The organism is Streptomyces sp. NPDC048606 (assembly GCF_040650855.1).
Classification (GTDB): Bacteria; Actinomycetota; Actinomycetes; order Streptomycetales; family Streptomycetaceae; genus Streptomyces.
Genome location: NZ_JBEZIB010000001.1, coordinates 116,593 through 142,856, shown reverse-complemented (window position 1 = coordinate 142,856; position 26,264 = coordinate 116,593). Strand labels below are relative to the sequence as shown.

Genomic DNA, 26,264 nt, shown 5'->3' with positions numbered 1-26,264 from the left:
CCCGGGTCAGGGCGCGGCCGGGGAACCGTTCGCGCCGGTACCGGAGCCGGACCCCGTGCCGGAGCCGGAGCCGGCGCCCTGGCCGCCGCCGGTCCCCGCGCCGGTCGAGCCCCCGGTGGCCGGATCGGGCTTCGGGGTCTGCTTCGAGGGCGACGGGTCCGGCGAGGGCTTCGCCGGGTCCGGGGTGTTCGAGGCTCCCGTGTCCGGCGAGGGGGATCCGCCTCCGCCGGTACCCCCGGTGCCGCCCGTGCCTCCGGTGCCTTCGCCGGAGTGCGGGTGCGAGGGGCTCGGGGAGGGGCCGGGCCGCGTGCCCGCGCCGTCCTCGCCCCCGCGTCCGCCCTCCTTGCCGCCCTCGCGGGACCCGTCCCGGCCGTCCTCGCGCGGGGAGGGGCGGTGGTCGGGGGCCTTGCGGGTGCCGCCCGACAAGAGGGTGTCGCCGCCGCTGCTGACCGAGGTGCCGGCGACGGCCTCGTAGGTCCCGAGCCCGCCGATGGCCACGGCGAAGGCCGCCGCGGAGGCCACCGCCGTCCGCTTCCAGCCCCGTACGCGGGTCCCGTGCACGGTGGCCGCCCCGAACTCCCCCGAGGGCGGCGGGCCCTCGACCCCGTCCGGGACCGGCTCCGGGACCGCCGGCTTCCCCGCCCGGCGGGACCGGGGGCGGGCGCCCTCGCGCAACTGGTCGCCGGTGCGCCGGAAGACGTGCTGGATGACGGGCCCGCCCGCGGTGGCGACCACGCTCACCACGCCGGCGCCCAGGATGGTTCCGTAGACGCCGAGCTTCGAGGCGAGCAGGGCCGCCGCGACGGTGGCGAGGGAGCTGCCCGCGACCTGGGCCACGCTCAGATCGAGCCCCCGGCCCCCGGATTCGGCGCTCTCGGCTTCCTGTCCCGTCTTGCGAACCTTCGTCATCCCCGGTGCGTCCCGCCTCTCGCGCTTCTCCTCTTCCTGGAGTTACTGACCGCCGAGCGAAACGGATGGTTCCGGATCTGGGGATTCTGTGAAGCAGGACACCCGAATTCGGACGCGTGCGCAGGTCGGCCCGGACGCGGGCCCGATTCCGGGCACGCCAACTCCCGCCGCCCGGGACAAGTTCGGCGGCGCGGCGGTCCACCCAGGTGGCCCGAATGGAGTACTGTGGCGAGCCCTGGGGCCGTCCTTCCTTACGGATGTCCGGACTCGGGAGAGGGGGCCGACTGATGGAGAAACGGCGCTCAAGACCGGTGATGCCGCGGTATCGCACGGGCTCCTGCTGCGCACAGTAACCAACCGGTCACTGTGCGTGCCCAACAGGTAACCGTGCCATAACGTCGATCAAGGGCGCATGCCCGACACGCCGGTTTAACTCGGCAAGGTTGTGGCAGGCTGCACCCGGGCAGGCCACACTCGACTAGCGGAAGCAGCGACGCACGTGACGTCGGCAGGCACCACCCGGGAGGTCCCCATGCCCGAACTGCGTGTCGTGGCCGTCTCGAATGACGGAACACGACTGGTGCTCAAGGCTGCGGACAGCACGGAGTACACGCTTCCGATCGACGAGCGGCTGCGGGCTGCCGTGCGCAATGACCGCGCGCGCCTGAACCAGATCGAGATCGAGGTGGAGAGCCACCTCCGCCCGCGCGACATCCAGGCCCGCATACGAGCCGGTGCCTCCGCCGAGGAGGTCGCGCAGCTTGCCGGCATCCCCGTCGACCGGGTGCGCCGCTTCGAGGGTCCGGTGCTGGCCGAGCGCGCCTTCATGGCGGAGCGGGCCCGCAAGACCCCCGTACGCCGCCCCGGCGAGAACACCGGACCCCAGCTGGGCGAGGCCGTGCAGGAGCGCCTCACCCTGCGCGGGGCCGACAAGGACTCCGTCCAGTGGGACTCCTGGCGCCGCGACGACGGCACCTGGGAGGTGCTGCTCGTCTACCGGGTCGCCACCGAACCCCACTCCGCGAGCTGGACGTACGACCCGCCGCGCCGGCTGGTCGTCGCCGTGGACGACGAGGCGCGCTCGCTGATCGGCGAGTCCGACGACCTGCCCTCGACCCCCGAGCCGAGCTTCCCCTTCGTCCCGAGGATCGCCCGACTGCCGCGCGACCGGCCGCTGGACCGGACGCTCGACCGCCCCATGGAACGCCCCGTCGCCCCGGCCCCGCCGGAGCCCGAGGAAGAACGGGACACGCTGACCAGCCTGCTGGAGGCCGTGCCGAGCTTCCGCGGGGACCTGGTGGTGCCGGACCGCTCCGATCCACCCGCCGACGAGGCGGAGAGCGAGGAGCCGCCCGCCGCGGCGGCCTCGGCCGGGGCCGGATCGGCGTACGCCGACGTGCTGATGCCGCGCACGGTCGCGGGCCACCGCGACCGGCTCACCGGGACGACGGACCGCCAGGCCGAGGCCGACGGGGTCCGTCCGGGGCGCCGTGCGGCGGTGCCCAGCTGGGACGAGATCGTCTTCGGGACCCGGCGCAAGAAGCAGGAGTAGCAGGAGTAGCAGCGGGCGGACCGGCGGGACGGAGCGACGGGCTCCGGGCCCGTCGGGGTGCCGCCCCGTCGGGATACCGGCCCGTCGGGGTGCGCTCGGGCCGCGACGGGCCCGGACGCGCGATGCCTCCGGGCCCGCCGAACCGCCGCGCGGCTCAGGCCTCCCGCGGCGAGCCGTCCGGGTTCGGTCCCGTGGCCACGGGGCGGCTCGGGTCCGAGGACCAGTGCGACCAGCTGCCCGCGTACAGGGCCGCCGGGATCCCCGCCACCTCCAGCGCCAGCACCTCGTGCGCTCCGGAGACGCCGGAGCCGCAGTAGACCCCGACCGGAGTCTCCTCGGAGGCGCCCAGTGCGGCGAAGCGGTCGCGCAGCCGCTCGGCCGGCAGGAAGCGGCCGTCCGCGTCCACGTTCTCCGTGGTCGGAGCCGACACCGCGCCCGGGATGTGACCGCCGACGGGGTCGATCGGCTCGACCTCGCCCCGGTAGCGCTCCCCAGCGCGGGCGTCCAGCAGGAGCCCCGTACGGGCCAGATCGGCCGCCTCGTCCGCGTCGAGGAGCCCGAGCGCCCCGGGGTTTGGCTTGAAATCGCCTTCGGCGGGGGTCGGCGTGTCGGCCGATACCGGACCGTCCGCCGCCGTCCACGCGGCCAGGCCACCGTCCAGTACGCGCACCGCCGTGTGACCCGTCCAGCGCAGCAGCCACCAGGCGCGCGCGGCGGCCCAGCCCTGACCGCCGTCGTACACGACCACCGGCTCGTCGGCGCGGACGCCGGCCCGGCGCATCACCGCGCCGAACGCCTCCGGGTCGGGCAGCGGGTGGCGGCCGCCCGACCCGGGCGGACCTGCCAGTTCGCGGTCGAGGTCGACGTACACGGCGCCGGGCAGGTGGCCCGCCTCGTAGGCGGGGCGCTGGTCGGGCCCGCCCAGCTGCCAGCGGACGTCCAGGAGCACCGGCGGCCGGGGGCCCGCCAGCTCGGTCATCAGTGCGGAGGCCGAGAGAATCGCAGTCATGGGGCCCATCTTCCTCCCCACTTCCGAGCCCGCGTAACAAGGCCGACATCGACCGGCCGCAGTGATTCGGTCATCTCTCCCCCGAGCCCCGCGATCCGGCCGGTCGGGGCGCGGCGCACGCCGCGGAGTGGAAGCATCTGCGGGGGAATTCGGGCCACGACGGAGGAGACGGCTGACATGACGGAGGCAGCGGGGATCGTGCGTCGCCCGGCCGGCGCACCGTGTTGGGTGAGCCTGATGGTGCACGGTCTGGGAAGCACCGAGGACTTCTACGCCGACCTGTTCGGCTGGGAGTACGAGCCGGGCCCCGCCCAGCTCGGCCCCTACGTACGGGCGTTCCTCGACGGCCGGGAGGTGGCCGGCATCGGCGAGATGCCGCCGGACCGGCACCTGCCGGTCTCCTGGACCACGTACTTCGCCACGGACGACGCGGACGTGTCGGCCGAGGCGATCCGCTCCTGCGGCGGGACCGTCGCGGTGGGCCCGCTGGACGCGGGCGTGGTGGGTCGGGTGGCGATCTGCTCCGACCCGCTGGGCGCGATCTTCGGGATCTGGCAGACGGGACCGCGTCGGGAGACGCACCGCTACGGGGCGGCGGGCAGCCCGGTCTGGAACGAGCTGGTCACGCAGGACACCACCACGGTCGGCAAGTTCTACCAGCACGTCTTCGGGCACGAGGCGGTGACGCACCCCGGCGCCGGGGCCGACTTCGACTACGTGACGCTGCGGTTGGAGGGGCGCCCGGTGGCCGCGGTGCACGGCGTGGGCCGGGCGCTGCCGCACGACCGGGGCCCGCACTGGATGACGTACTTCGAGGTGGCGGACCCCGACGCGGCCGCCGCCCGGGTGGGCGCGCTGGGCGGGCGCGTCGTGACGCCGCCCCACGACGGGCAGGGCGGCCGGCAGGCCACCGTGGCCGACCCGGAGGGCGCGGCGTTCACGGTGATCCGCTCCGCCCCCTCCGATCGACCCTAGCGGGGTGTGAGGGGTTCCAGGTGGGGGCGCTTGGCGGTGCGGCCGTCGCCCGAGGAGGCGCCGCGCAGCCGGCGGGCCAGCCAGGGGCCGAGGAAGCCGGCCAGCCAGCGGGCCTCGCCCACGGCGCTCCGCAGCACGGTGGGGGTCGGTCGGGGCGGCAGGGGGCGGGTCCAGGCGTCGTCGCTGCCGGGCAGCTCCACGGCGTGGGCGAGGGCGGCGGCGATCCGGTCGTGGCCCAGCGGGGCGGCGTGCAGCCGGTCGACGCTCCACAGGCGGGGGTCGGTGGAGACGGCCGCCCCGCCGGTCTCGGCGACGGCCACCCCGTGACGGGCGGCCGCGGCGCGGATGTGCGCGTTGAGGGCGACGACCCGGGGTGCGAGGGGCCGGGCCAGGGGCGCGATCCTCGCCACGTCGGGGAAGGTCACGGTCACCACGCGGGCCCCGGAGGCGGTCAGCGCGGCGAACATCTCCTCCAGTTCGCCGGCCACCCGGGCGGCGTCGAAGCCGGGCCGCAGCAGGTCGTTGACGCCGGCGACGACGGTGGCGATGTCGGGGCGCAGGGCGAGCGCGGGGGCGAGTTGCCCTGCGCGGACCTGGTGGGCGAGTCGACCCCGGACGGCGAGGTTGGCGTAGAGGAGCGAGGGGTTGACGACCGCCAGCCGTTCGGCGAACCGGTCGGCGAAGCCGCGCAGGCCGATGGTGTCGTCCCCGTCGCCGACCCCCTCGGTCTGGCTGTCGCCCAGGGCGACGTAGCGCAGGTACTCACCGCTGTGCATGGGCTCGCTGCCTTTCCCTGAGGACGCCGGCGGCGCGCACGCACCAGTCCCGGTGACCTTCTTCGAAGGCGAGGCCGCGCAGGCAGGTGAGGTACCCGCCGATGCGCTCGCCCCGCAGGAGGTACGCGTCCTCGTCCAGCGGACCGCGCAGGGTGCGCAGCAGCCGGGTGAGGATCTCGATCTTGGCCTCGGCGGCGGTGGCCCGTTCCTCCAGCTGCGCGATGACCTCGGCGGTGCCGATGCGGTCGGCGCTCTGCACCTTGACCAGGAGGTCGTCGCGGATGAAGGAGGGCTTGGAGGGGGCCTCGGCGAACCGTTCCAGCTCGGCGTGGCCGGCCTCGGTGACGCGGAAGACGCGCTTGTTGGGGCGCCCCTCCTGGACCACCTCGCGGCCCGTGACGAGGCCGTCCTTCTCCAGTTTGGCCAGCTCGGCGTAGAGCTGTTGGGGGACGGCGTGCCAGAAGTTCGCGACGCCGATGTCGAAGCCCTTCGCCAACTGGTAGCCGCTGTACTCGCCGTCGAGCAGCGCGGCCAGTACCGCGTGTCGCAGGGCCATCGCGGGTCGCCCCCTTCCCTTCCGTCGCTGTCCTCGGCATCATACTCAAAAAACTTACTAGTCATATTGTTGAGTAGGGGAAGGGATCGCCGTGCAGCCGAACACCGAACCGGGACCGAAGACCGCGGAACGCTTCCGGGAGGCCGTGGAGAAGCGGGACCGGGCCGGGCTGGAGGAGCTGTTCGCGCCCGACGTCCGCCTCTACAGCCCGGTGAAGTTCGTCCCCTTCGAGGGCAAGGAGATGGTCCTCGGCCTCTTCGGGGTGCTGCTGCGGGTCTTCGAGGACCTGCGCTACCTGGGCCGCCTGGAGGGCGAGGCCGAGACGAGCGCGGACGGCGAGTCGGCTCCGTCGGTGATCCTGCCCTTCCGGGCCACGGTGGACGGGCGGCAGATCCACGGGATCGACCTGCTCCAGTTCGACGAGGCGGGTCGGATCAAGGAGTTCACGGTGATGGTCCGCCCCCAGTCCGCCGTGCACGCCCTGGGCCAAGCCGTCCTGGCCGGACTGGTCGCCGACGGCCTGGCGCCCTGACCCCGGGCGCGGGCCCGGGCCCGTGCGCGGGCCTACCGGCCCAGGGCCAACCGGACGGTGATCCCGTGGCGCACGCGCAGTCGGCGCAGCTCCCACGCCGACAGCGCGGTCACCGACACGGGCGGCCCGACCAGGAAGAGCACCCGCACCCACGCCGGGGCGGCCACGGGGGGCGCGTCGAAGAGCTGCACCACGCACATCGACCACACCAACACCGGCGATATCAGCGGCGGGAGCACCTCGTGGACGTCCGCCGCCCGGAAGGTGTGGTGGACGCAGAGCACGGCCGAGGCGAGCGCGAACGGCAGCAGGACCAGCACGACCAGCCCGGCCAGCGGCCCGAGCAGCACGGAGCCGAACATGAGGTTCAGCCACAGCAGCAGCGCCGTGGCGAACAGTGCCCCGAGGGAGGTCATGGGTCCGCTCAGCCTCGGCCGGTAGAAGGCGGGACCCGGCGGCCGGGCTCCCATCACGAAGGCGGTCAGCGCGATCGGCCCGAGGACGAGCAGCATGCCCGCGCTCACCACGAGTTCGACGATCTTCCCCTCCACCACCGCCCCGGCGGACTCGCGCAACGGGTACGCGAAGACCAGCCAGAGGGTGGCCAGGACGCCGATCGCCGTACGGGCGATCTGCGCCGACTCGATGGCCGGGTCCCGGAGCCGGTCCGGCCGGATCGGCCGGTGGATGCGCGCGGCGAGGACGAAGGGCATCATCGCGACGCCCTTCCACCCCGGGCGGCGCCGCCTGGCCGGCCCCAGGGACGGTGCGACCCGTCCGCGTACGCGTGTGCTCACTGGATCCGCTCCCCCGAGTCGTTGATGATCACCGCATGATAGGGCCGCGCCGCAACCCGGGTTGACGGTGGGTCAACTGTGATGGGGAGGACCGGGGTCCCGGTCGCGGGGGCGGGCCGGACCCGGGTCCCTCGTGCCCGCGCCCGATGCCCGGCACCAGCTCCGCTTCCTAGGGTCGAAGGCGTGCCGCCGGATCACCGCGGCGCCCCTCCCCCTCCCTTCAGGAGCGTCCTTCCATGACCGATCGCCCTTCCGTCCGCCCGCTCCCCTGCGCCCCGTCGGCCGGCCGACGGGCCCTCACGGTGGTCGCGACCGCCGTCGCCGCGCTGAGCCTGGCGACGGCCCTGCCCGCGACTGCGTCCGCCTCACCGGCCGAGCCCGAACCCACGGCGCGCGGCGCGCGGTACGACGTACGCGGGGACCTGCGGCGGCTCGTGACCGAGGACGGCTTCCCGGCCGCCCTGGCCTCCACGCTCGGCCGCGACGGGCGCGTGCGCCACGAGGCCGCCGGAGTCGCCGACCTGCGCACCCGGGCCAAGGCGCCGGCCGACGGGCGGATACGGGTGGGCAGCAACACCAAGACCTTCACGGCGACGGTGGTCCTGCAACTCGTCGGCGAGGGGAAGATCGCGCTGGACTCCCCGGTGGAGACCTACCTGCCGAACCTGCTGCGGGGCGACGGCATCGACGGGCGCGCCATCACCGTCCGCCAGCTCCTCCAGCACACCAGCGGACTGCCCAACTACACCGACCACCTGCGGGAAGCGGTCTTCGGCGAGAAGCGGCACACCTACTACCAGCCGCGCGAGCTGGTCGACATCGCGCTCGCCCACAAGGCGCTGTTCGCGCCGGGGACGAGCTGGGCGTACAACAACACCAACTACGTCCTCGCCGGCCTGATCATCGAGAAGGTCACCGGGCGCCCGCTGGCCGAGCAGATCACCCAGCGGGTCATCGAGCGGATCGGGCTGCGGAACACCTACTTCCCCGGCGTCGGCGAGCAGACCCTGCGCGGGGCCCACCCGCGCGGCTACCACGCGCCCGGGCCCGGGGTCCCGTTGGAGGACATCACGGAGATCGACCCGTCGTGGGGCTGGTCGGCGGGCCAAATGGTCTCCACCCCGGGCGACCTGAACCGCTTCTTCTCCACCCTGATCGGGGGCGGACTCCTGAAGCCCGCGCAGCTCGCGGAGATGCGCCGCACCGTCGAGATCGACACCCGCGGCTGGCGCCCCGGCACCCGGTACGGCCTGGGCCTGACGAGCACCCCGCTGAGCTGCGGCGGCCTGGTGTGGGGCCACGGGGGCAACCTCCCGGGCTACCACTCCTTCCCGGGCGCCACCGAGGACGGCCGCGCGGCGACGATCGCGCTCACGGCCAACATGCCGCCCAGCCTGGAGGCCATGGACCGCGCGGACGCCCTGATCGACAAGGCCCTGTGCGCGAAGTGACCACCCGTCGCCGGAACGCCGGTCGATGCTAGACGACCTTGCGGAGGTACACCCGGTAGTCGCCGTCGGGATCCTCGACCCGGTCGAGCCGCCACAGCTCACCCCGCACGGGGAACGTGTCCCCGAGGCTCAGGGTGTACCGGCGCTCCTCACCGTCATCGACACCGAGGCGAACCGTCAGAGGGAGCCCGGGGCGAGCGTCCACGTCGATCACTCCGAAGGCCCCCAGGGGGGAATCGGTCAGTACGCCCGGGCCGATCTTGATCTCAGTAGGCATTGACTCACTCCAAAGTGCTGTATACCGGACGGATGTTGTCCCTGAACTGCTTCAAGGTCAAAGGTTCGGGGTGGAATCGATTCCATGGATTCCACAGGTGGATCTTCCCCTGGCCGTCCACTTCGGTCACCTCGTACGCGTGGGCCGGGTGCAGATCGTTCTCCAGTGGGCCCCCGTGATCCAACTTGGATTGCGTACCGACCAGCACGGGTTTGCCCTCGGCGAGCCGCTCCTTCAGGTCACTCATAAGCTGTTTGTCCGGGCTGCGCCCGTCATGGTCGAACTCATTGGGGAATTCGCACATGACAGCCGGCCTACCGGTGAGTTGGGTGAGCAATTCCGCCCGCAGACTGGGCCCGCTTCCCCGGTTGAGCCGAACGTAGCCCTCGGGAACATCCGGTACCTTCCTCACCTTCTGGATCTCGGCCCACCGGTCGCGGCGTTCCTGATCCCACACCTGATCGCTTCCCGCGATCGCCTTCTCCATGACCGGCCCCCACACCGCTTCCGTGGCCCCGGACTTCGCGAAGGCGGGCTGGTGGGAAGCCTCGTCGAACACCGGCACATCGGGTGTCACGATCAGATCGATCTTGCGGCCGGTGGGCTCGAACCGGTCACGGGAATAGTTGAACCTCGCTTCGTGCAAGGAAACCCCGTAGTTGCCGTCGGGCATCTCCGTCACACATGCGCGGATCGCGTCGGGGTGATGCGTCGCGACCGCGCCGAGCGTGGCGATGATCCCACAGTCGCCGATCCTGCCTTGCGTGATCTGGTCTCGCGCGGGGTCTCCGTCGAAGAGCGGCATCCTGGTTCCGTCGGAGCGGTCGAGCGGGTTGCCGTAACGGTCCGGTACCTCGTCCGCGCGTTTCAGCGGGTCCTGGAACTCCGGGTGATCAACCGTATACACCGGCTGCTCAGAGCGATCCGTATCCCGCTTTCGCGAGCCCGTGAACTGCTTCAACCGGTCGAAGACGCCGTGCTCGACGAGCTCGTCCTCGGGAGCGGGTGCTGCGGACGGCCGCTCCGGCTCGTCGGGCACGGGGGCGTCCGTGGACCCACCAGCGGCCGAGAGGTCGTCCGCTTCGGCGGCGGGCGGGTCCGGGGCCTCGTCGGGGTCGTGGCGCTCCAGCTCGGACGGGGTGTCCCGGGCTTCCGGGGCATGGGTGGCCCCGTCGTCGGTGGCGGCATCATCCGGGTCGGGGGCCTCGGTGCCGTCCCCGGCGGGGATGGGCTCCTCCGGGGCCTCTGGGGCCTCCGGGGCTCCCTCGGACTCGGGACCGGCCTGGGGCGGGGCCTCCGTCTCCGCCGGCGCGGGGTCGGGGGCCTCGTCCGGATCGGCCGGACCCTCCGGGCGTGCCAGGGGCTCCTCCGGAGAAGAAGCCTCGGGGTTCGGAGCCTCGTCCGGAGACGGGGTCTCGGGGGTCGGGGCCTCATTCGGAGACGGGGTCTCGGGATTCGGGGCCGACTCCCCAGACGGGGTCTCCGGATCCGGAGCCTCGTCCAAAGACGGAACCTCGGAATCCTGAGCCGACTCCCCAGACGGGGCCTCTGGGGCCTCCGGGGCTCCCTCGGACTCGGGACCGGCCTGGGGCGGGGCCTCCGTCTCCGCCGGCGCGGGGTCGGGGGCCTCGTCCGGATCGGCCGGACCCTCCGGGCGTGCCAGGGGCTCCTCCGGAGAAGAAGCCTCGGGATCCGGAGCCTCGTCCGAAGACGGAGCCTCCGGGCTCGGGGCCGACTCCTCAGACAGGGTCTCGGGGGTCGGGGCCTCGTCCGGAGACGGGGCCTCGGAATCCTGAGTCGACTCAGGAGACGGGGTCGCGGGATCCGGAGCCTCGTCCGGAGACGGGGCCTCAGGGGTCGGGGCCGACTCCGAAGGCGGGGATTCAGGCGTCGGGGCCGCCTCTGGGGGTGGGGCGGCGTCCGTCGGTGGTGTGGGGTCCGGGGCGTCCGTGGTTTCCGGAGGCGGTGCGGCTTCCGGGAGTGGGGGACGTTCCGTGGGGCGGTCGGTCATCGGGGGGCGCCCTCCGGGAGGGTGTGCGTGCGGTAGAGGCGGACCCAGGGCAGGGTGTTGCGCTGCCAGGCCGCGCGCGCGACGTGGATGAAGACGCAGGCCCGGTAGTCCTCCGCCGCGGCGGGGTCGGCGCGGCGGGGGGCCGGGAGCGGGACCGCGTCGGCCACCTCCGTGACCCACTCGGCCGTCTCGCGCCACCAGGCGGCCTGTTCGCCGCTCGACTTCGGGTACGTCGCCACGCGTTCCTTCAGCTTCGTGCCGTGCTCGGGCCACACCGCCGTGGCGGCCCGGGTGCGGAACTCGCAGCGGTGACGGCAGCCGGCGCAGTCGGGGAAGGGGGCCAGCGCGGCGTCGACCTCCTCGTGGGCGGCCGCGAACCCGCGGAACCGCGCGCCGAGTTCCGCGTCCGTGGCCAGGGGGGCTCGTGCGACGCCGGCCTCCGCGGCGGCCAGCGCGCGCACGTCCGGGGCCTTCAGCAGCGCCGGGCGGTCGATCCGGTCGTGGTAGGCGAAGGCCTGGAACGGCTCCAGGGCGGCGGCGTAGCGCTCCTGGTCGGGCGAGAACCTCATCGTCGCGCCGACGAGTCGGCGGTCCTCCTCGGCCGGCAGCCGGTGCATGACCTTGAGGTTGGTGTTCTTGTACGCGTCCTCGACGAGCTTGCCCGGGACCTGCTCGACGATGACGACGCCCTCGCCGTACTTGCGGTTCTCCGCCAGGGTGTTGGCGAAGGCCTGGGCGGCCCGCGCCTGGGCGTTGCCCTCCTTCGCGTCCCCGCCCTGCGGGGCCGGCCGTCCCAGCAGCCGGTGCGCCTCCTCGATCACGGTGACGTGGCTGAGGGAGCCGCCGGAGCGGTTGGCCTTGTAGTACTCGGTCATGGTCTGGAGGAGCATCGCGGTGACGAGGGACTGTTCCTTCTCGTTGTCCCCGACCCCGGCGAGCTCGACGACCACCGGGCGTCGCAGCAGTTCCTCGATCGGATAGGAACGGGCGACGTCCAGCGTGGTGCCGCAGGCCCCCTCGGCGAGGGATTCGGCGCGCAACCGGGCCGCCGCGACGATGTTGTCCCGCACCTCGCCCGAGTAGTCGAGCTGCTCGCACACCTTGCGCATCTCCGTGATGAAGTCGCGCAGCGTGGGCCAGTCCGCCGTGCTCACGGGCCCGGCGACGTCGGTGGGGGTGATGCCCTTGCGGGCGTACGTGGCGCGCAGGGCCCGGTTGTAGATGCCGGGCAGCGGGTCCCAGAGGCCGAAGGCCGCGTCGAAGCAGGCCATGAGGCCGGCGACGTGCGTGCCGACGCGTACGCCCTGCGGCACCTCGAAGGGGTTCAGGCGCAGCGGGGCGGTGGACTCGTCGCCGACGGTGAGGACCAGGAGGTCCTCGAAGCCGGGGCGGGTGGCGAGCCAGCGGTAGTCGTCCAGGGTGGAGTTGACCGGCTCGATCACGAGGAACGGCGTGCGGTGGTCGCGCCACAGCTGCTCGCAGAACGCGAGGGTGGTGTTGGTCTTGCCGGAGCCGGTGGTGCCCACGATGAGCGCGTGTCGCGTGAGGTCGTCGAGGCCGATGCCGAGCGGGCCGGCGGGGGTGTCGTGGACGAGCTGCCGGCCGAGGGTGACGGCGGGGCCGGCGCTGCGGTATTCGGTCTCGCCGGCCATGCCGGGGCGGCGTACGGGGAAGCCCGTCATGTGTCCGCTGACGGCCAGGGGCAGCCGGAAGGCCGCGCCGGCCTCGCGGGTGTCGACGAGTTCGGCGAGCAGCCGCAGCGGCGGGGAGAGCGGTTCGGGCAGCCGCCAGCTGTGGTCGCCGCCCCAGCGCGCGAGTTCGAGGGTGGTCAGCTGCCGCCAGGCGGCCGGCAGTTCTCCGTGCGCGGGCCAGGCCACGGTGTGCGCGGGGCCGGTGAGGGTCTCGGTGAGCGCGCCGCCCTCGCGGGCCTGCTCGCGCGGGGAGACGGTGGCTCCGACGAGCTCGGCCAGGGACTCCGGCAGCGGCGCCGGCGAGGCGAGTGCGACGCGCATGCGGTAGACGCGGTCGGTGTAGCGGCGTGCGGCGTCGGAGTAGACGCGGGCGGCGTCCACGGCGAAGGAGTCGGCGGCGAGCTGGGTCCCGGGGGACCAGAGGCCGTCGGGGAGTTGGCCGGGGGTGCCCAGGCGCCCGTACTGGGTGGCGATGCGCTGGACGAGCGGTCCGAAGTCGGCGGGGACGACGTACGGCTCCAGGCCGACGGTCAACACGACGGGGTGCGGGTGCGTCGCCAGGGCCTGCCACAGCGCGTCCCAGGGCGGGGCGGCGGCGGTGAACGGCTGCGGGGCGAGGTAGTAGGCCACTCCGGCGTCGGGCCGGTTGGGCAGCCCGCTGTGGTAGCGCTTGCGGATCTCCGCGACGCCCGCCACGGCGTCGGGCGTGAAGGGGGTCAGCAGGCGCGCCGTCTCGTCGGGGTCCTCGACGGGCGAGGCGTGGACGTGGCGGGGCAGCGCCGCCATCCGGTCGCGGAGCGCGCGGGCGGCGGCCACGGCGAGCTCCGCGGTGGGGGCCGCGACCCGGCCGAGCAGGGCGCAGGAGATGCGCCGCCCGACCGGGTCACTGAGGTAGCGCAGCTCGATCCGCTCGCCGTGCGCGGTGTTCCACTGCCCCGCCAGCCAGGCGGCCTCGGCGGCCACGGCCTTGGCGCGGCGTTCCGCTTCCGGCAGGTCGGCGTACTCCTGGGTTTCCGTCAGGTCGGCCGCGGCGTCGATGCGCACGGCCGACCACGCCCAGGTGGTGGTGCCGTCCGAGACGGTCAGGACGCCGGCCGGGTCGGCTGCGCTCAATTCCCGCCCCACGCGGTGCCGTGCGGCGGGGTGCCCGGGGCGGGCGGTGCGGGCGGGGTCGGCGGGGTGCCGGGGGCGTACGGGGCGTAGCCGGGCGGGACGGCGCCCGCGGCGGGCGGCACCGGGTGCGGCTGCCCGACCGCGGGCGGCGCCGGGTGCGGGTGGCCCCCGGTCGGCGGCGCGGGCGGGGCGGAGGGCCCGGCCGGCGGAGCGGACGCGGGACCCGGAACGGGCCCGGCCCCGAAGCCCGGCCCCGCCGGCGGCACCGGCGCGGTCCCCGGCATCGGCGCGGCACCCGGCCCGTGCCCCGGCGCCGTACCCGGACCCGGCTCGGTCGCGTTGGCACCGGACTGGATGGGCGGCTCCTGCCCGAAGGCCGTCGCCAGGGGCACCTCGACGCCCTCGACGGCCGCCTCCACGCCCTCGCGGGCCGCGGAGTGCACGGCCTCGCGCATGGCGCGGGCCCGCTCGGTGCGCAGCATCTGGTTGATGTCACCGGCGCGGTTGAACATGCCGCCGATGATGTCCTTGACGAAGTGGCCGATGATCACGGCGCCGCTGCGGCTGCGCCACATCGTCCACCCGACGTAGAGGCTGGTGCCGTAGCCGAAGACCGTCACGTAGGCGACGTAGCGACCGCTCCTGATGACGAGGCGGTTGTTCACGACCTCCGGGAGGAGGTCGCTGCGGATCCGCACCGGCACGGCGGAGACGGGTATCCGGCGGCGGGCGAGCGCCGCGTAGATCGCCGCGTACGCGGAGGAGGACGCGGCGTGCTTGTCCTCCAGGAGGGACTTCCACTCCGAGATCGGCTCGTTGATGCGCGAGGCGAGGAGGACGACCCAGAAGACGATGAACGAGAAGATCCAGCCGAGTCCGAGCTCGTCCCCCGAGTCGAAGGGACCGGAGCTGGAGAAGAGCGCGGGCAGCAAGCCGAAGATCATGAAGGCCATGAAGGAGGCCACGGTGGCCTGGAACCAGAGCTGGAAGACGGTGCGGAAGGCCACCGACTCGTCGAAGTTCAGCTCGACGTTCTCGTACTTCAGCGTCTGGTTGCGGTAGGACGCGTTCGGCCCCGTCGCCCCCATCGCCGCCCAGCGGCCGGCGCCGCCGCCCTGTGTACCGTCCATGCGGACCATCCCCCGTGTCGAAACCGGTTGATCACCCTAGCCCACGGGTCCGACGACGAAGACGGCGGCCTCCGATGGACCGTCAGGAGTGGTTCACGGGAAGGACGTCCGGGGAGAGCGAGGCGGCGTGCGCGGTCTCGGAGGTCATGTGACGGCGGTGGTGGCGCCTGCACAGCACCTCGTAGCCGATCTCCTCCGCCGGGCGGTTCACGTCCCCGACGACGACCTGCTCACCCTCGACCACCATGACGCCGCCCACCGTGCGGGCGTTGTGCGTGGCGCGCGCCCCGCACCAGCACAGGGCCTCCACCTGGAGCTGTTCGAGGCGGTCGGCCAGCTCGATCAGCCGCTGCGAGCCGGGGAACAGCTTGGTGCGGAAGTCGGTCGTGATGCCGAAGGCGAAGACGTCCATGTCCAGCTCGTCCACGATCCGGGCCAACTGGTCGATCTGGGCCGGCGCGAGGAACTGCGCCTCGTCCACGATCACGTAGTCCGCCTTGCCGCCCCGCGACAACTCCCCCACCAGGTACGCGTACACGTCCATGGTGTCGGTGACCTCGACCGCGTCCGTCACCAGGCCCAGGCGCGAGGAGAGCTTGCCCTCGCCCGCCCGGTCCTGGCGGGTGAAGATCACGCCGACCAGGCCCCGCGCGGAGCGGTTGTGGGTGATCTGTAGAGCCAACGTGCTCTTTCCGCAGTCCATGGTTCCGGAGAAGAACACCAGCTCGGGCATGGGAAGTACGGACCTTTCGGGGGCGCGGTACGCGGGGCGGGAACGGGAGGAGCGGGCGGAACGGGAGGAACGGGAGGAGGGAACGGGGCGGTCGGGGGTCCGGCGCCGGTCAGGTGCGGACTTCGAGCAGCGGGACCAGCTGCTCGGCGGGGGTCATCGACCCGTGCATGCCGGCGAGGGCCGACTCGTTCGGCTCGTTGCGGGAGGCGGTGATCGCCACGTCCGCCTGGGCCGCCGCGATCACGTCGCCGATCCGGCCGAGCACCCGCTCGTCGCATTCGCCCGGCGCGCCGAACCAGCCCAGCTCCAGGGCCTCTTCGCGGCTCGCGACCCAGAACCGGTCGCCGAGGACCTCGCGCCACACGGTCAGGACGTCGGCCTCGGCGCCCGGCACCGCGTAGACGTGCCGGGCCCGGCCCTCGCCGCCGAGCAGGGCCACGCCCGCGCCCAGCTCCCAGTCCTCGTCGAAGTCGATCCGGGAGTCCTCGTCGAAGGGGACGTCGACCATGCCGTGGTCGGCCGTCACGTACAGGGCCGTGCGCGGCGGGAGTTGCTCGGCGAGCCGCTGCACGAGCCGGTCCACGTACATGAGCTGGCCGCGCCAGGCGTCCGAGTCGACGCCGTGCCGGTGGCCGGCCCCGTCGAGTTCGCTGTAGTACGTGTACACGAGCGAGCGCTCGCCGGCGGCGAGCTGGATCGCCGCGAGGTCCATCCGCTCCTCGCCGGTCATCCGGCCGTGGAAGGTCCCGCCGCTGAGGGCGATCTTCGTGAGCGGGGTGGTCTGGAAGGCGGGCGAGGAGACCTGGGCGGTGTGCACCCCGGCCGCGTCGGCGAGCTGGAAGACGGTCGGGTACGGCTGCCAGGGCTTCGGCTGGGTCCACGGCTGCCAGCGGAGCTGGTTCATCAGCTCGCCGGAGGCCGGGTTGCGCACGGCGTAGCCGGGCAGACCGTGCCGGGCCGGGGGCAGACCGGTGCCGACGGAGGCCAGCGAGGTCGCCGTGGTCGCCGGGAAGCCGGAGGTGATCGGGCGACCGGTGCCGCCGCGCGAGCCGGCGAGCAGCGAGGTCAGGTACGGGGCCTCGTCGGGGTGGGCCTTGATCTGCTCCCAGCCCATGCCGTCGACCAGGAACACGCAGTTGCGGTCCGCCGGGGTCAGCTCGGCGATGCCGGCCGTGAGACCGGGTACGCCCTGACCGGCCGCCAGGGTCGGCAGCAGGTCGGCGAGCGAGCCGGTCCCGTAGTGCGGGACCGGGGCGCCGGCGAGGTCGAGGAGTTCCGGTTCGTCCTGCCAGTTCGGCGGCGCGGAGTACGACATCAGCGGGTGGGGCCCGAGGTGGCGGCGGTGGCTTCGGAGAGGGCCTGCGCGAAGACCAGCGTCTGGCGGACCGTCTCGGGGCCGTCGCCGGCCTCGCTGACGCGCAGGCTCAGGTCGTCGGCGGTGGAGTTGCCGGTGTAGCCGTGGTCGGAGTCACAGTTCGGGTCGCCGCAGGCGGCGGGCTCCAGGTCGATGCGCGAGACCGCGCCCCAGCCGATGGTGAGGACGACCTCGCGGGGCAGCCGGCCCGGCGTGTAGGACTCCGGGTTCGCCACGACGCGGCTGAGCACCACGGAGGAGATGCTGGAGAGCTTGACCGACTCGGTCGAGGTCGTCGCGTACGGCGACGGGGAGCCGGCGTCGGCGGCCTGCTCGTCGGTGTGGCTCACGATGAAGCGGTTGCCGGTCAGGACCAGGACGGTGACGTGCCGGCGCACCTCGTTGGAGTCGAAGGTGGTCTCCTGGTGGACCAGGTACGACGAGATCGGCTCGCCGCCCACCGCGGCCTCCACCGCCTCGGCCACGAGGGCCGGGTAGTAGCCGCTGCGCTCGATCGCCGCGCGCAGCCCCTGGGTCGTCGTACCGGATTTCGCCATGGGGTCCATCCTAAGGCCCGTACGGGGTCCCCCGACCTGCCCCGTGCTCAGTAGCTGGGGAGGGTGCGCGGGCCGAGGTCGGTCCGGGCGGGCGGGTGGGCGATGCGCACGGTGGCGCTGAGCACGGAGAGGCCTTCCGTGGCGACGACGACGGGCTCCAGGGAGATCCCGGTCACCTCGGGGTGGTCGTCGACGAGGCGGGACAACCGCAGCAGCAGTTCTTCCAGGGCCGGGGTGTCGACGGGGTCGCTGCCGCGCCACCCGAACAGCAGCGGCGCGGTGCGGATGGAGCGGATCAGGGCGGCCGCGTCGCGGTCGGTGGCGGGGACGAGGCGGTGCGCGGTGTCGCCGAGCAGTTCGGAGGCGACCCCGGCGAGGCCGAAGGAGAGGACGGCGCCGGCCGCGGGGTCCATGACGGCCCGGACGACGGTGTCCACCCCGCGCGGCACCATCGCCTGGACCACCGGGAGCAGCTCGGCCGGGGTGCCGAGGGCCTCGGTGAGTTCCTCGTAGGACCGCCGCAGGTCGGCTTCGGTGGCCAGGTCCAGGCGTACGCCGCCCAGGTCGGCGCGGTGGCGCAGGTGCGGGGCGGTGGTCTTGAGGGCGACCGGGTACCCGAGGACGCGTGCCGCGCGGACGGCGGCGTCGGGGCTCGGGGCGGGCAGGGTGGCGCGGACGCGGATGCCGTAGCGGGCGAGCAGCTCGCGGGCGTCGGCGTCGTCCAGGGTGAGGACGGCCCCCTCCTCGACCCCGGCCAGGAGGGCGGCGAGCCCGGCGGCGGCGCCGGCCTCGTCGATGTCCTCGTACTCGGGGACCTGGCCGGCCTCGGCGGTGGCGCGGCGCCAGGCCCCGTAGCGGACGGCCTCGGCGAGGGCCTTCACGGCCCGCTCGGCGGCGGGGTAGGCGGGGATCCGCCCGGCGGGGGCGCGGTCGGTCGGGGGTTCGGGCTCGGGGGACGCGGGCTCGGGGGCCTGCGGCGTCGGGGCGGGACTCGGGGCGGGGCGTGCCGGCGCGGGTGCTCCGACGGCGGACAGGGCCTCGACCAGGGCGGCGAGTTCCACGTGCACGACGGCCACCGGCTTGCCCGGGACCTCGGCCACGGCCTGGCGCAGGGCCTCGGCCAGGTCGTCCGCGAGGGCGCGCTCGCCGACCCAGGGGATGGCGGTGACGACGACCGCGTCGCAGTCCGGCGAGGCCAGGGCCGCCGAGAGGGCGGCGCGGAAGTCGGCCGGGGAGGCGGCGGTGGTCAGGTCGAGCGGGGGCAGCGGGCGCAGCCCCTCCGTCAGGCAGGCGTCGTAGGTGAGGACGCCGAGGGACTCGGAGTTGCCGAGGATCGCCACGCGCGGGCCCGCCGGCAGGGGTTGCCCGGCCAGCAGCAGGCCGACGTCGACCAGCTGCGTCACGGTGTCGACGCGGATGACGCCGGCCTGGCGCAGCAGTTCGGAGACGGTGGCCTCGGGGAGGCGGGTGCCGGGGACGACGTGGCCGGCCGGGGTGTGCCGGCCGCCGCGGGCGACGACCACGGGCTTGACGGCGCCGGTGCGGCGCGCGAGGCGGGTGAACTTGCGGGGGTTGCCGAGGGTCTCCAGGTACATGAGGGCCACGTCGGTGGCCTCGTCGTCGTACCAGTACTGGAGGATGTCGTTTCCGGAGACGTCGGCCCGGTTGCCGGCGGAGACGAAGGACGACAGTCCCTCGCCGCGTCTGAGCAGGCCCGACAGGAGGGCGATGCCGATGGCGCCGGACTGGGTGAACAGGCCGATGCGGCCGCGCGCGGTGGTGGGGACCGGGGCGAGGGAGGCGTTCAGCTCCACGTCCGGGGCGGTGTTGATCACCCCGAAGGCGTTGGGTCCGATGAGCCGCATACCGTACGAGCGGACCTGGCGTACGAGTCGACGCTGGCGCTCCAGTCCGGCGGGGCCGCTCTCCCCGTATCCGGCGGACAGGACGACGAGGCCCTGCACCCCGTGTTCCCCGCAGGCGGCGACCGCGTCGGGGACCCGGTCGGCGGGGACGGCGATCACGGCGAGGTCGACGGGGGACGCGATGTCGGCGAGCGTGCGGTAGGCCCGTACGCCGTCGAGGAGGTCGCCCTCCATGCCGGGGGCGCGGGCCTCGTTGACGGCGTAGAGGTGGCCGTGGAAGCCGCCGTCGCGCAGGTTGCGCAGGGCGGCGGAGCCGACGCCGGAGCCGGAGCGGCTGACGCCGATCACCGCGACGGATCCGGGGGCGAGCAGCCGCTGCACGGAGCGGGCCTCGGCGCGCTGCTCGCGGGCGCGCTGGACGGCGAGGGACTCGGCGGTGGGTTCGAGGTCGAGGGTGAGGTGGACGGAGCCGTCCTCGAAGCTGCGCTTCTGCTGGTAGCCGACGTCCGTGAACACCTTGATCATCTTGGTGTTGGCGGGCAGCACCTCGGCGGCGAAGCGACGGATGCCCCGCTCGCGCGCGACGGCGCCGATGTGTTCGAGGAGGGCGGAGGCGACCCCGCGGCCCTGGTGGGCGTCCTGGACGAGGAAGGCGACCTCGGCCTCGTCGGCGGGGGCGGAGGCGGGTCGACCGTCGGGGCCGATGCGGTCGAAGCGGACCGTGCCGATGAACTCGCCGCCGATGGTCGCGGCGAGCCCCACCCGGTCCACGTGGTCGTGGTGCGTGAAGCGGTGCACGTCGCGGTCGGAGAGCCGGGGGTAGGGGGCGAAGAAGCGGTAGTACTTCGACTCGTCCGAGACCTGCTCGTAGAAGCTGACCAGCCGCCCCGCGTCCTCGGTGGTGATGGGGCGGATCCGGGCCGTGCCGCCGTCGCGCAGCACGACGTCCGCTTCCCAGTGGGCCGGGTACGAGGGGTCCGACGGCATGGTCATGGGGTCACCCTAAGGGGCGGGGCGACCGTGTGTACGAGTACGACGGGCGGGGCCCGGTCGGCGCGCGCGGCGAACCCGGCCACCCGGGGCGAACCAGGGCAAGCTGGGGAGGGTCGAACGGCGGTGGATCCGGGCCGAAGGTCGGTCCGAGCATTCCGGGTGTCGTGAGAGACTGGTCTAGACAACCGTAAGAACCTGAAGGGCATCACCATGGCAGAGCGCCGCGTCAACGTCGGCTGGGCCGAGGGCCTGCACGCTCGTCCCGCCTCGATCTTCGTCCGGGCGACGACCGCTTCCGGCGTCCCGGTGACCATCGCGAAGGCGGGCGGCGACCCCGTCAACGCCGCTTCCATGCTGGCGGTCCTGGGCCTGGGCGCCCAGGGCGGCGAGGAGATCGTCCTCGCTTCCGAGGCCGAGGGCGCGGACGCGGCCCTGGACCGTCTCGCGAAGCTGGTCGCCGAGGGCCTTGAGGAGCTCCCGGAGACCGTCTGACCCTTCGGGTCCGGTGGTCCGCCACCACGAGCACGAAGGCCGCAGCCCCCGCCGTGACGGCGGGGGCTGCGGCTTTCGTGTTCCACGACCGCGCGCGGGGGCGCCCCGGTCCGAGGCTCCGGACGAACCGGTGCGGGATTTCGTGAATGACGGAATCCGGGGATCCCGGATTACCGAGGCGCGGCAGCGCGAGAACACGAGAGCGCGGAAACGCGGAAAGCACGGAAGGCGGAAGGTGGAAATACCTGCCGCCCCTTCCCGAAATTCCGGACCGTCGAATTCGACGGGAATCCCGCTCCGCCCTTTGTATACGGCCCGCGTTAATTCCCACCGCTCGCCGTGTTTACGGCACGTTGCGAAGTCCTCACCCGCGGCCGGTGCGCCCGCACCACCGTGGCGGCGTGCTGCGCGGTCAGGGCGCGGGCCCGTTCCGCGTCGCCGCGCGCCACGGCGTCCACGATCGCCCCGTGCTCGGCCCAGGAGTCCACGGGCCTGGCCGGGGCCTCCACCGCGTACATCCAGGCGATCTTGTGCCGGGTCTGGGTCAGCAGGGCGATCAGCCCGGGGCTGCCCGAGGCCTGGGCCAGCGTCTCGTGGAACCAGCCGCCCAGGGCCCGCAGGTCCTCGCCCTGGCCCTGCCTGGCCCGCTCCTGACCCAGCCTGACCAGTCCGCGCAGCACCTTCAGGTGGCCCTCGGTGCGCCGCCGGGCCGCCCGGGAGGCCGCCAGCGGCTCCAGCAGCACGCGCAGCTCCAGGAGGTCGGCCGCCTCCTGTTCGGTCGGCTCGGCCACGCAGGCGCCCGCGTGGCGGCGCGTGGTGACGAAGCCCTCGGACTCCAGGGTGCGCAGCGCCTCGCGGACCGGGACGCGGGAGACCCCGTAGCGGCGGGCGAGCACCTCCTCGGTGAGCCGGCCGCCGGGCGCGAAGAAACCGGAGACGATGTCGTCGCGGATCGCTGTGCATACCGCGTGCGCAGGAATACGCAAGGCCGGACCTCCGCTGCATTTCGACGACCGGCACCCTCGCCGGGATCGTGACCGTGCTGCGACTCTATTGCAATGCGCGAGGATTTCCGAGGCGGGCCGGAAATTCGAAAAACATTCCGCGGGACCGGGGGACGGGACCGGGACACGGATCGGCCACCGGCTGCGGGAATCGGCCACCGGTTGCGGGGAACGCGGACCGGGAACGCGGAAGGCCCCGGCTCGATGAGCCGGGGCCTTCCGTCAGGTGCGTGGGTGCGCGGTGCGGGTCAGATGCCGACGCCGTGGTTGCGCAGGTACGTCAGCGGGTTGATGTCCGAGCCGTACGAGGCGCCCGTACGGGCCTCGAAGTGCAGGTGCGCGCCGCTGGAGTTGCCCGTGTTGCCGGACAGGCCGATGACCGTGCCGGCGCCGACCTGCTGGCCGACGGAGACGCTCAGCGAGAACATGTGCCCGTACTGGGTGTAGGTGCCGTCGTTGTGGCGGATGACGACGTTGTTGCCGTACGCGCCGCCCCAGCCGGCCTCGACGACCGTGCCGGCGCCCACGGCGTGCACGGAGGTGCCCTGGCCGACGGCGAAGTCGATGCCGGTGTGGCTGCCGGAGGACCACATGCCGCCGCCCGCGCCGTACGAGGTGGTGACCGCGGCGTTGACCGGGGCGACGAAGGCGTTGGAGCGCTTGCGCTCCTCCTCCTTGGCCTTGGCCTCGGCGGCCTCGCGCTCGGCCTTGGCCTTGGCCTCGGCGACCTCGGCGACGCGCTTGGCCTCGGCGGCCCGCTGCTTGGCCTCGGCCTCGGCCTGCGCCTGGGCGGCGACGGCCTCGGCGGCGACCTGCTGGGACTCGGCCTGGACCTCGAGGTCGTCCTGGAGACCGTCGGCGACGACGATCGCGTTCTGGCCGGTGTCCTCCATGGACGGGGCGGAGTTGTCCGCGGCGAAGGCCGGGGCCGCGATGCTGCCGACCACACCCGTGGTGGCGAGGGCGGCCACACCGGCGATGCCGGCGGTCTTGCGGCTCAGACGGCTGGAACCACGGTGCTTACCGGCTGCACGACTGCCAATCGCCATGAAGGGGGTGATCCTTTCCTTCCTTCTCGCCTACCGGGTTAGCTGACGGGTTCGGAGCAGGAAGGTCTCCTACGGGCCCCCTCTTGCGAGGCGGTCCGATTCACCCCAGGGACTGATGGGTCCCCGGCTCCCCAGGCTCGCGCCTGACGGGGACTCGGCGATCGCTGCCCGGTGCCGCGGGGGTGCGGCGCGTATCAACTGACGGACAGCACGGCCGACGCTAGGCGGATCATCAGCCAATCGCCAAACAGACGAGCCTTTTTGTTGCGTACGCCACACCGCATACACGCAACCACGCCACCAAACGGACAAAAAAGCCCCCGCCGGGGGCTCCGGCGGGGGCTCTTTGTCACACGGCTGGTGTACGACCCGAAATCACGGTCGAATCGGACTCGACGCGCCCCGGGAAACGCCGCGTTGGCGTCTCCCGGCGGCCTCGCGGGACCGCCGCCGGATCAGTTGGTGACGACGGTGACGGCGCCGATCCCGAGGGCCCGCACGGGCTCCTCGATCTGCGCCGCGTCGCCCACGAGGACGGTGACCAGGCGGTCCACCGGGAAGGCGCTCACGACCGCGGAAGTGGCCTCCGCCGTACCGGTTTCGGCCAGCCGCGCGTACAGCCGGGCCTGGTAGTCGTCCGGCAGCTCCTGCTCGACCTGGTCGGCGAGGGTGCCGGCGACGGAGGCCGCCGTCTCGAACTTCAGCGGGGCCACGCCCACCAGGTTCTGCACCGCCACGTCCCGCTCGGCGTCGGTCAGGCCGCCCTCGGCGAGGGTGCGCAGCACCTGCCACAGGTCCGCCAGCGCCGGGCCGGTGTTGGGGGTGTCGACGGAGCCGCTGATGGCCAGCATCGAGGCGCCCTTGCCGTCGGCGGTGGAGCGCAGCACCTGGCCGAAGGCGCGCACGCCGTAGGTGTAGCCCTTCTCCTCGCGCAGCACCTTGTCCAGGCGGGAGGTGAGGGTGCCGCCCAGGCAGTACGTGCCGAGCACCTGCGGGGCCCACACGATGTCGTGGCGGTCCGGCCCGATGCGGCCGATCAGCAGCTGCGTCTGGACCGCTCCGGGCCGGTCGACGATGACGACGCGGCCCGTGTCGTCGGCGGTCACGGGCGGCACCGGGAGGGGCTCGGCCGTGTCGCCGGTCCAGGTGCCCAGGGTGTCGGCCAGCACGGCGTCGAGGTCGATGCCGGTCAGGTCGCCGACGACCACCGCGGTGGCGGTGGCGGGGCGCACGTGGGCCTCGTAGAAGGCGCGTACGGCCCCGGAGTCGATCCGCGCGACCGTCTCCTCGGTGCCCTGGCGGGGGCGGGACATGCGCAGGGAGGCCGGGAAGAGCTGCCGGGAGAGCTCCTTGGCGGCCCGCCGCTGCGGGTTGGCCAGCTCGTGCGGGATCTCGTCGAGCCGGTTGCGCACCAGGCGGTCGACCTCGCCGTCGGCGAAGGCGGGCGCGGCGAGGGCCTCGGTGAGCAGGCCGAGGGCCTTGGCCAGGCGGGAGGCCGGGACCTCCAACGAGACGCGCAGGCCCGGGTGGTCGGCGTGCGCGTCGAGGGTGGCCCCGCAGCGCTCCAGCTCGGCCGCGAACTCCTCCGCGCTGTGCTTGTCGGTGCCCTCGGACAGCGCCCGGGCCATGATCGTGGCCAGGCCGTCGAGGCCGGCCGGCTCGGCGTCGAGCGGCGCGGCGAGGTTGACCTCGACCGCGACGACCTGCTGGCCGGGGCGGTGGCAGCGCAGCAGCGTCAGGCCGTTGGCCAGGGTGGAGCGCTCCGGGGCCGGGAAGGCCCAGGGCCTGGCCTCGCCGGCCTCCGGGCGCGGGTGGAAGGTCATGGTCACGGCTGCGGTGTCGCTCACTGGTCCGCCCCCTCGTTCTCGTGCTCGTCCTCGTCGGACTCGTCGTTCGCGGATCCGGCCGCCGGCTCGTAGACGAGCACCGCGCGGTTGTCGGGGCGCAGTCGGGCGGCGGCCACGGCCTGCACCTCCTCCGCGGTGACGTCCAGGACCCGCCCGACGGCGGTCAGCGCCAGCTGCGGGTCGCCGAACAGCACCGCGAAGCGGCACAGTTCGTCGGCCCGGCCGGCCACCGTGCTCAGCCGGTCCAGCCACTCGCGCTCCAGCTGTGCCTGGGCGCGCTCCATCTCCTCGGCGGTGGGGCCCTCCTCGGCGAAGCGGGCGAGCTCCTCGTCCACGGCCGCCTCGATGGCGGGCACCTCGACGCCGCTGGAGGTCTTCACGTCCAGCCAGCCCAGCGAGGGCGCGCCGGCGAGGCGAAGCATGCCGAAACCGGCCGCGACGGCGCTCTGGTCGCGGCGTACGAGGCGGTTGTGCAGGCGGGAGGACTCGCCACCGCCCAGGATCGTCAGCGCGACGTCGGCGGCGTCGCAGTCGCGGGTGCCGTCGTGCGGCAGCCGGTAGGCGGCCATCAGCGCGCGCGCCGGGACCTCCTCGACGATCTCCTCGCGCAGCTGCCCGCCCATGACCTCGGGCAGCGAACCGTCGCGCGGCGGCTGCTTGCCGTCGTGCGCGGGGATGCTGCCGAAGTACTTCTCGACCCAGGCCAGGGTCTGCTCGGGGTCGATGTCGCCGACCACCGACAGGACGGCGTTGTTGGGGGCGTAGTACGTACGGAAGAAGTTGCGCGCGTCCTCCAGGGACGCGGCGTCCAGGTCGGCCATGGAGCCGATCGGGGTGTGGTGGTACGGGTGGCCCTCGGGGTAGGCGAGGGCGGTGAGCCGCTCGAAGGCGGTGCCGTACGGGACGTTGTCGTAGCGCTGGCGGCGCTCGTTCTTGACGACGTCGCGCTGGTTCTCCATGGACTCCTCGTCCAGCGCGGCCAGCAGCGAACCCATGCGGTCCGCCTCCAGCCACAGGGCGAGCTCCAGCTGGTGGGCCGGCATGGTCTCGAAGTAGTTGGTGCGTTCGAAGCTGGTCGTGCCGTTGAGGGAGCCTCCGGCCCCCTGGACGAGCTCGAAGTGCCCGTTGCCCGGTACGCTCGCCGAACCCTGGAACATCAGGTGCTCGAAGAGGTGAGCCAGACCGGTCCGCCCCTTGACTTCGTGGCGCGAGCCGACGTCGTACCAGAGGCAGACGGCGGCGACCGGGGTGAGGTGGTCCTCGGACAGCACCACGCGCAGGCCGTTCGCCAGCCGGTGCTCGGTCGCTGTCAGGCCGCCGGAGCCCGCCTGAGCCGTTGCCGTGTGACCCATGGGCATGTGGTCCCTTCGCTCGCGATGCAGAGATTTCGTATCGACCTGCCACTGTATGCAAGCGCGCCGACCACCGGAGAAGTTCCCGGGCTCCCGCCTGGGTCGGAGTCGGCGTTGTCGGCGCCTAGGGCCACAATGGTCCGCGTCGCCCCCGTTCGGACGGCCCGTTCGGACAGACCGTCCGGACAGAGCGTCCGGATCGTACGAACCCCCGTACACCCCGATTCTTGGTTAAGGAG

Annotated in this window: 22 protein-coding genes and 1 riboswitch; of the genes, 5 read left to right on the top strand and 17 right to left on the bottom strand. The window is 73.5% G+C overall.

The genetic code is table 11. The features are described from left to right. Window positions 1-6 precede the first annotated feature (6 nt). The gene (locus AB0D01_RS00560; RefSeq protein WP_363052612.1) at window positions 7-909 is read right to left on the bottom strand and encodes a hypothetical protein; all 903 of its coding nucleotides are present in this window, start codon (window positions 907-909) and stop codon (window positions 7-9) included. Window positions 910-1,441: 532 nt separating this feature from the next. On the opposite strand from AB0D01_RS00560, the gene sepH reads away from it, so the two are divergent. After that, the gene (sepH, locus tag AB0D01_RS00555; protein ID WP_363052610.1) at window positions 1,442-2,461 is read left to right on the top strand and encodes a septation protein SepH; all 1,020 of its coding nucleotides are present in this window, start codon (window positions 1,442-1,444) and stop codon (window positions 2,459-2,461) included. A gap of 154 nt (window positions 2,462-2,615) precedes the next feature. Here sepH and AB0D01_RS00550 read toward each other — a convergent pair whose 3' ends face one another. After that, window positions 2,616-3,470 carry a sulfurtransferase gene (locus tag AB0D01_RS00550; protein ID WP_363052608.1) on the bottom strand — a complete coding sequence of 285 codons (855 nt, stop codon included), beginning with the start codon at window positions 3,468-3,470 and terminating at the stop codon, window positions 2,616-2,618. Window positions 3,471-3,647: 177 nt separating this feature from the next. Here AB0D01_RS00550 and AB0D01_RS00545 point away from each other — a divergent pair, with 177 nt between their 5' ends. After that, the gene (locus AB0D01_RS00545; protein WP_363052606.1) at window positions 3,648-4,445 is read left to right on the top strand and encodes a VOC family protein; all 798 of its coding nucleotides are present in this window, start codon (window positions 3,648-3,650) and stop codon (window positions 4,443-4,445) included. On the opposite strand, the gene AB0D01_RS00540 is transcribed toward AB0D01_RS00545, so the two are convergent. Continuing rightward, window positions 4,442-5,221, bottom strand: a complete 780-nt coding sequence (locus tag AB0D01_RS00540; protein WP_363052604.1) for an SGNH/GDSL hydrolase family protein — start codon at window positions 5,219-5,221, stop codon at window positions 4,442-4,444. The two genes, AB0D01_RS00545 and AB0D01_RS00540, sit on opposite strands and share 4 nt — an antisense overlap. Beyond that, on the bottom strand, window positions 5,208-5,777 hold the full coding sequence (locus AB0D01_RS00535) for a PadR family transcriptional regulator (RefSeq protein WP_363052602.1): 570 nt from the start codon (window positions 5,775-5,777) through the stop codon (window positions 5,208-5,210). The genes AB0D01_RS00540 and AB0D01_RS00535 overlap by 14 nt, the downstream gene beginning before the upstream one ends. 91 nt (window positions 5,778-5,868) lie before the next feature. Here AB0D01_RS00535 and AB0D01_RS00530 point away from each other — a divergent pair, with 91 nt between their 5' ends. After that, window positions 5,869-6,309 carry a nuclear transport factor 2 family protein gene (locus AB0D01_RS00530; RefSeq protein WP_363052600.1) on the top strand — a complete coding sequence of 147 codons (441 nt, stop codon included), beginning with the start codon at window positions 5,869-5,871 and terminating at the stop codon, window positions 6,307-6,309. Between the two features lie 32 nt (window positions 6,310-6,341). Here the strand turns inward: AB0D01_RS00530 and AB0D01_RS00525 are convergent, their stop codons facing one another. Then, window positions 6,342-7,025 (bottom strand): hypothetical protein, encoded by a 684-nt coding sequence (locus tag AB0D01_RS00525; RefSeq protein WP_363052598.1) that lies wholly within the window; start codon window positions 7,023-7,025, stop codon window positions 6,342-6,344. Window positions 7,026-7,342: 317 nt separating this feature from the next. On the opposite strand from AB0D01_RS00525, the gene AB0D01_RS00520 reads away from it, so the two are divergent. Further along, the gene (locus tag AB0D01_RS00520) at window positions 7,343-8,557 is read left to right on the top strand and encodes a serine hydrolase domain-containing protein (RefSeq protein ID WP_363052596.1); all 1,215 of its coding nucleotides are present in this window, start codon (window positions 7,343-7,345) and stop codon (window positions 8,555-8,557) included. A 28-nt stretch (window positions 8,558-8,585) separates the two neighbouring features. Here the strand turns inward: AB0D01_RS00520 and AB0D01_RS00515 are convergent, their stop codons facing one another. The 8 genes from AB0D01_RS00515 to AB0D01_RS00480 form a co-directional block, all read right to left on the bottom strand. Next, window positions 8,586-8,834: a DUF6406 domain-containing protein gene (locus AB0D01_RS00515; protein ID WP_363052594.1), complete on the bottom strand. Its 249-nt coding sequence runs from the start codon at window positions 8,832-8,834 to the stop codon at window positions 8,586-8,588. A 4-nt stretch (window positions 8,835-8,838) separates the two neighbouring features. After that, the gene (locus AB0D01_RS00510; protein ID WP_363052592.1) at window positions 8,839-10,338 is read right to left on the bottom strand and encodes a C2 family cysteine protease; all 1,500 of its coding nucleotides are present in this window, start codon (window positions 10,336-10,338) and stop codon (window positions 8,839-8,841) included. A gap of 503 nt (window positions 10,339-10,841) precedes the next feature. Beyond that, window positions 10,842-13,649 (bottom strand): DUF87 domain-containing protein, encoded by a 2,808-nt coding sequence (locus tag AB0D01_RS00505; RefSeq protein WP_363052590.1) that lies wholly within the window; start codon window positions 13,647-13,649, stop codon window positions 10,842-10,844. After that, window positions 13,646-14,779, bottom strand: coding sequence for a hypothetical protein (locus tag AB0D01_RS00500; protein WP_363052588.1), 1,134 nt, complete (start codon window positions 14,777-14,779; stop codon window positions 13,646-13,648). The genes AB0D01_RS00505 and AB0D01_RS00500 overlap by 4 nt, the downstream gene beginning before the upstream one ends. A gap of 82 nt (window positions 14,780-14,861) precedes the next feature. After that, the gene (locus AB0D01_RS00495; protein ID WP_363052586.1) at window positions 14,862-15,512 is read right to left on the bottom strand and encodes a thymidine kinase; all 651 of its coding nucleotides are present in this window, start codon (window positions 15,510-15,512) and stop codon (window positions 14,862-14,864) included. Window positions 15,513-15,621: 109 nt separating this feature from the next. Next, entirely contained in the window at window positions 15,622-16,827 is a 1,206-nt protein-coding gene (locus tag AB0D01_RS00490) for a nucleotide pyrophosphatase/phosphodiesterase family protein (RefSeq protein WP_363052584.1), read from the bottom strand. Continuing rightward, window positions 16,827-17,432: a DUF5998 family protein gene (locus tag AB0D01_RS00485; protein WP_363052582.1), complete on the bottom strand. Its 606-nt coding sequence runs from the start codon at window positions 17,430-17,432 to the stop codon at window positions 16,827-16,829. The genes AB0D01_RS00490 and AB0D01_RS00485 overlap by 1 nt, the downstream gene beginning before the upstream one ends. 38 nt (window positions 17,433-17,470) lie before the next feature. After that, window positions 17,471-20,281 (bottom strand): GNAT family N-acetyltransferase, encoded by a 2,811-nt coding sequence (locus tag AB0D01_RS00480; protein WP_363052580.1) that lies wholly within the window; start codon window positions 20,279-20,281, stop codon window positions 17,471-17,473. A gap of 210 nt (window positions 20,282-20,491) precedes the next feature. Between AB0D01_RS00480 and AB0D01_RS00475 the strand changes: the two genes are divergently transcribed. After that, window positions 20,492-20,773: an HPr family phosphocarrier protein gene (locus AB0D01_RS00475; RefSeq protein ID WP_351815341.1), complete on the top strand. Its 282-nt coding sequence runs from the start codon at window positions 20,492-20,494 to the stop codon at window positions 20,771-20,773. Between the two features lie 320 nt (window positions 20,774-21,093). Here the strand turns inward: AB0D01_RS00475 and AB0D01_RS00470 are convergent, their stop codons facing one another. The 4 genes from AB0D01_RS00470 to AB0D01_RS00455 all read right to left on the bottom strand — a co-directional run bounded on the left by AB0D01_RS00470 (window position 21,094) and on the right by AB0D01_RS00455 (window position 26,025). Further along, window positions 21,094-21,759, bottom strand: a complete 666-nt coding sequence (locus tag AB0D01_RS00470; RefSeq protein ID WP_363052578.1) for a GntR family transcriptional regulator — start codon at window positions 21,757-21,759, stop codon at window positions 21,094-21,096. Window positions 21,760-22,025: 266 nt separating this feature from the next. Further along, window positions 22,026-22,826 (bottom strand): M23 family metallopeptidase, encoded by an 801-nt coding sequence (locus AB0D01_RS00465; protein ID WP_363052576.1) that lies wholly within the window; start codon window positions 22,824-22,826, stop codon window positions 22,026-22,028. Window positions 22,827-22,839: 13 nt separating this feature from the next. After that, window positions 22,840-22,996, bottom strand: a riboswitch (cyclic di-AMP (ydaO/yuaA leader). A 285-nt stretch (window positions 22,997-23,281) separates the two neighbouring features. Then, window positions 23,282-24,649 carry a pitrilysin family protein gene (locus AB0D01_RS00460; RefSeq protein ID WP_363053036.1) on the bottom strand — a complete coding sequence of 456 codons (1,368 nt, stop codon included), beginning with the start codon at window positions 24,647-24,649 and terminating at the stop codon, window positions 23,282-23,284. A 20-nt stretch (window positions 24,650-24,669) separates the two neighbouring features. Then, on the bottom strand, window positions 24,670-26,025 hold the full coding sequence (locus AB0D01_RS00455; protein ID WP_363052574.1) for a pitrilysin family protein: 1,356 nt from the start codon (window positions 26,023-26,025) through the stop codon (window positions 24,670-24,672). Window positions 26,026-26,264 lie beyond the last annotated feature (239 nt).

Excerpts from the sequence above, each read along its gene's own strand:
- AB0D01_RS00525 (WP_363052598.1), bottom strand. The coding sequence starts at position 7,025 with ATGATGCCCTTCGTCCTCGCCGCGCGCATCCACCGGCCGATCCGGCCG.
- AB0D01_RS00460 (WP_363053036.1), bottom strand. The coding sequence starts at position 24,649 with ATGACCTTCCACCCGCGCCCGGAGGCCGGCGAGGCCAGGCCCTGGGCC.
- AB0D01_RS00520 (WP_363052596.1), top strand. The coding sequence starts at position 7,343 with ATGACCGATCGCCCTTCCGTCCGCCCGCTCCCCTGCGCCCCGTCGGCC.
- AB0D01_RS00550 (WP_363052608.1), bottom strand. The coding sequence starts at position 3,470 with ATGACTGCGATTCTCTCGGCCTCCGCACTGATGACCGAGCTGGCGGGC.
- AB0D01_RS00485 (WP_363052582.1), bottom strand. The coding sequence starts at position 17,432 with ATGGACCCCATGGCGAAATCCGGTACGACGACCCAGGGGCTGCGCGCG.
- AB0D01_RS00495 (WP_363052586.1), bottom strand. The coding sequence starts at position 15,512 with ATGCCCGAGCTGGTGTTCTTCTCCGGAACCATGGACTGCGGAAAGAGC.
- AB0D01_RS00535 (WP_363052602.1), bottom strand. The coding sequence starts at position 5,777 with ATGGCCCTGCGACACGCGGTACTGGCCGCGCTGCTCGACGGCGAGTAC.
- AB0D01_RS00540 (WP_363052604.1), bottom strand. The coding sequence starts at position 5,221 with ATGCACAGCGGTGAGTACCTGCGCTACGTCGCCCTGGGCGACAGCCAG.
- AB0D01_RS00480 (WP_363052580.1), bottom strand. The coding sequence starts at position 20,281 with ATGACCATGCCGTCGGACCCCTCGTACCCGGCCCACTGGGAAGCGGAC.
- AB0D01_RS00500 (WP_363052588.1), bottom strand. The coding sequence starts at position 14,779 with ATGGACGGTACACAGGGCGGCGGCGCCGGCCGCTGGGCGGCGATGGGG.
- AB0D01_RS00465 (WP_363052576.1), bottom strand. The coding sequence starts at position 22,826 with ATGGCGATTGGCAGTCGTGCAGCCGGTAAGCACCGTGGTTCCAGCCGT.
- sepH (WP_363052610.1), top strand. The coding sequence starts at position 1,442 with ATGCCCGAACTGCGTGTCGTGGCCGTCTCGAATGACGGAACACGACTG.
- AB0D01_RS00455 (WP_363052574.1), bottom strand. The coding sequence starts at position 26,025 with ATGGGTCACACGGCAACGGCTCAGGCGGGCTCCGGCGGCCTGACAGCG.
- AB0D01_RS00490 (WP_363052584.1), bottom strand. The coding sequence starts at position 16,827 with ATGTCGTACTCCGCGCCGCCGAACTGGCAGGACGAACCGGAACTCCTC.
- AB0D01_RS00560 (WP_363052612.1), bottom strand. The coding sequence starts at position 909 with ATGACGAAGGTTCGCAAGACGGGACAGGAAGCCGAGAGCGCCGAATCC.
- AB0D01_RS00545 (WP_363052606.1), top strand. The coding sequence starts at position 3,648 with ATGACGGAGGCAGCGGGGATCGTGCGTCGCCCGGCCGGCGCACCGTGT.
- AB0D01_RS00475 (WP_351815341.1), top strand. The coding sequence starts at position 20,492 with ATGGCAGAGCGCCGCGTCAACGTCGGCTGGGCCGAGGGCCTGCACGCT.
- AB0D01_RS00515 (WP_363052594.1), bottom strand. The coding sequence starts at position 8,834 with ATGCCTACTGAGATCAAGATCGGCCCGGGCGTACTGACCGATTCCCCC.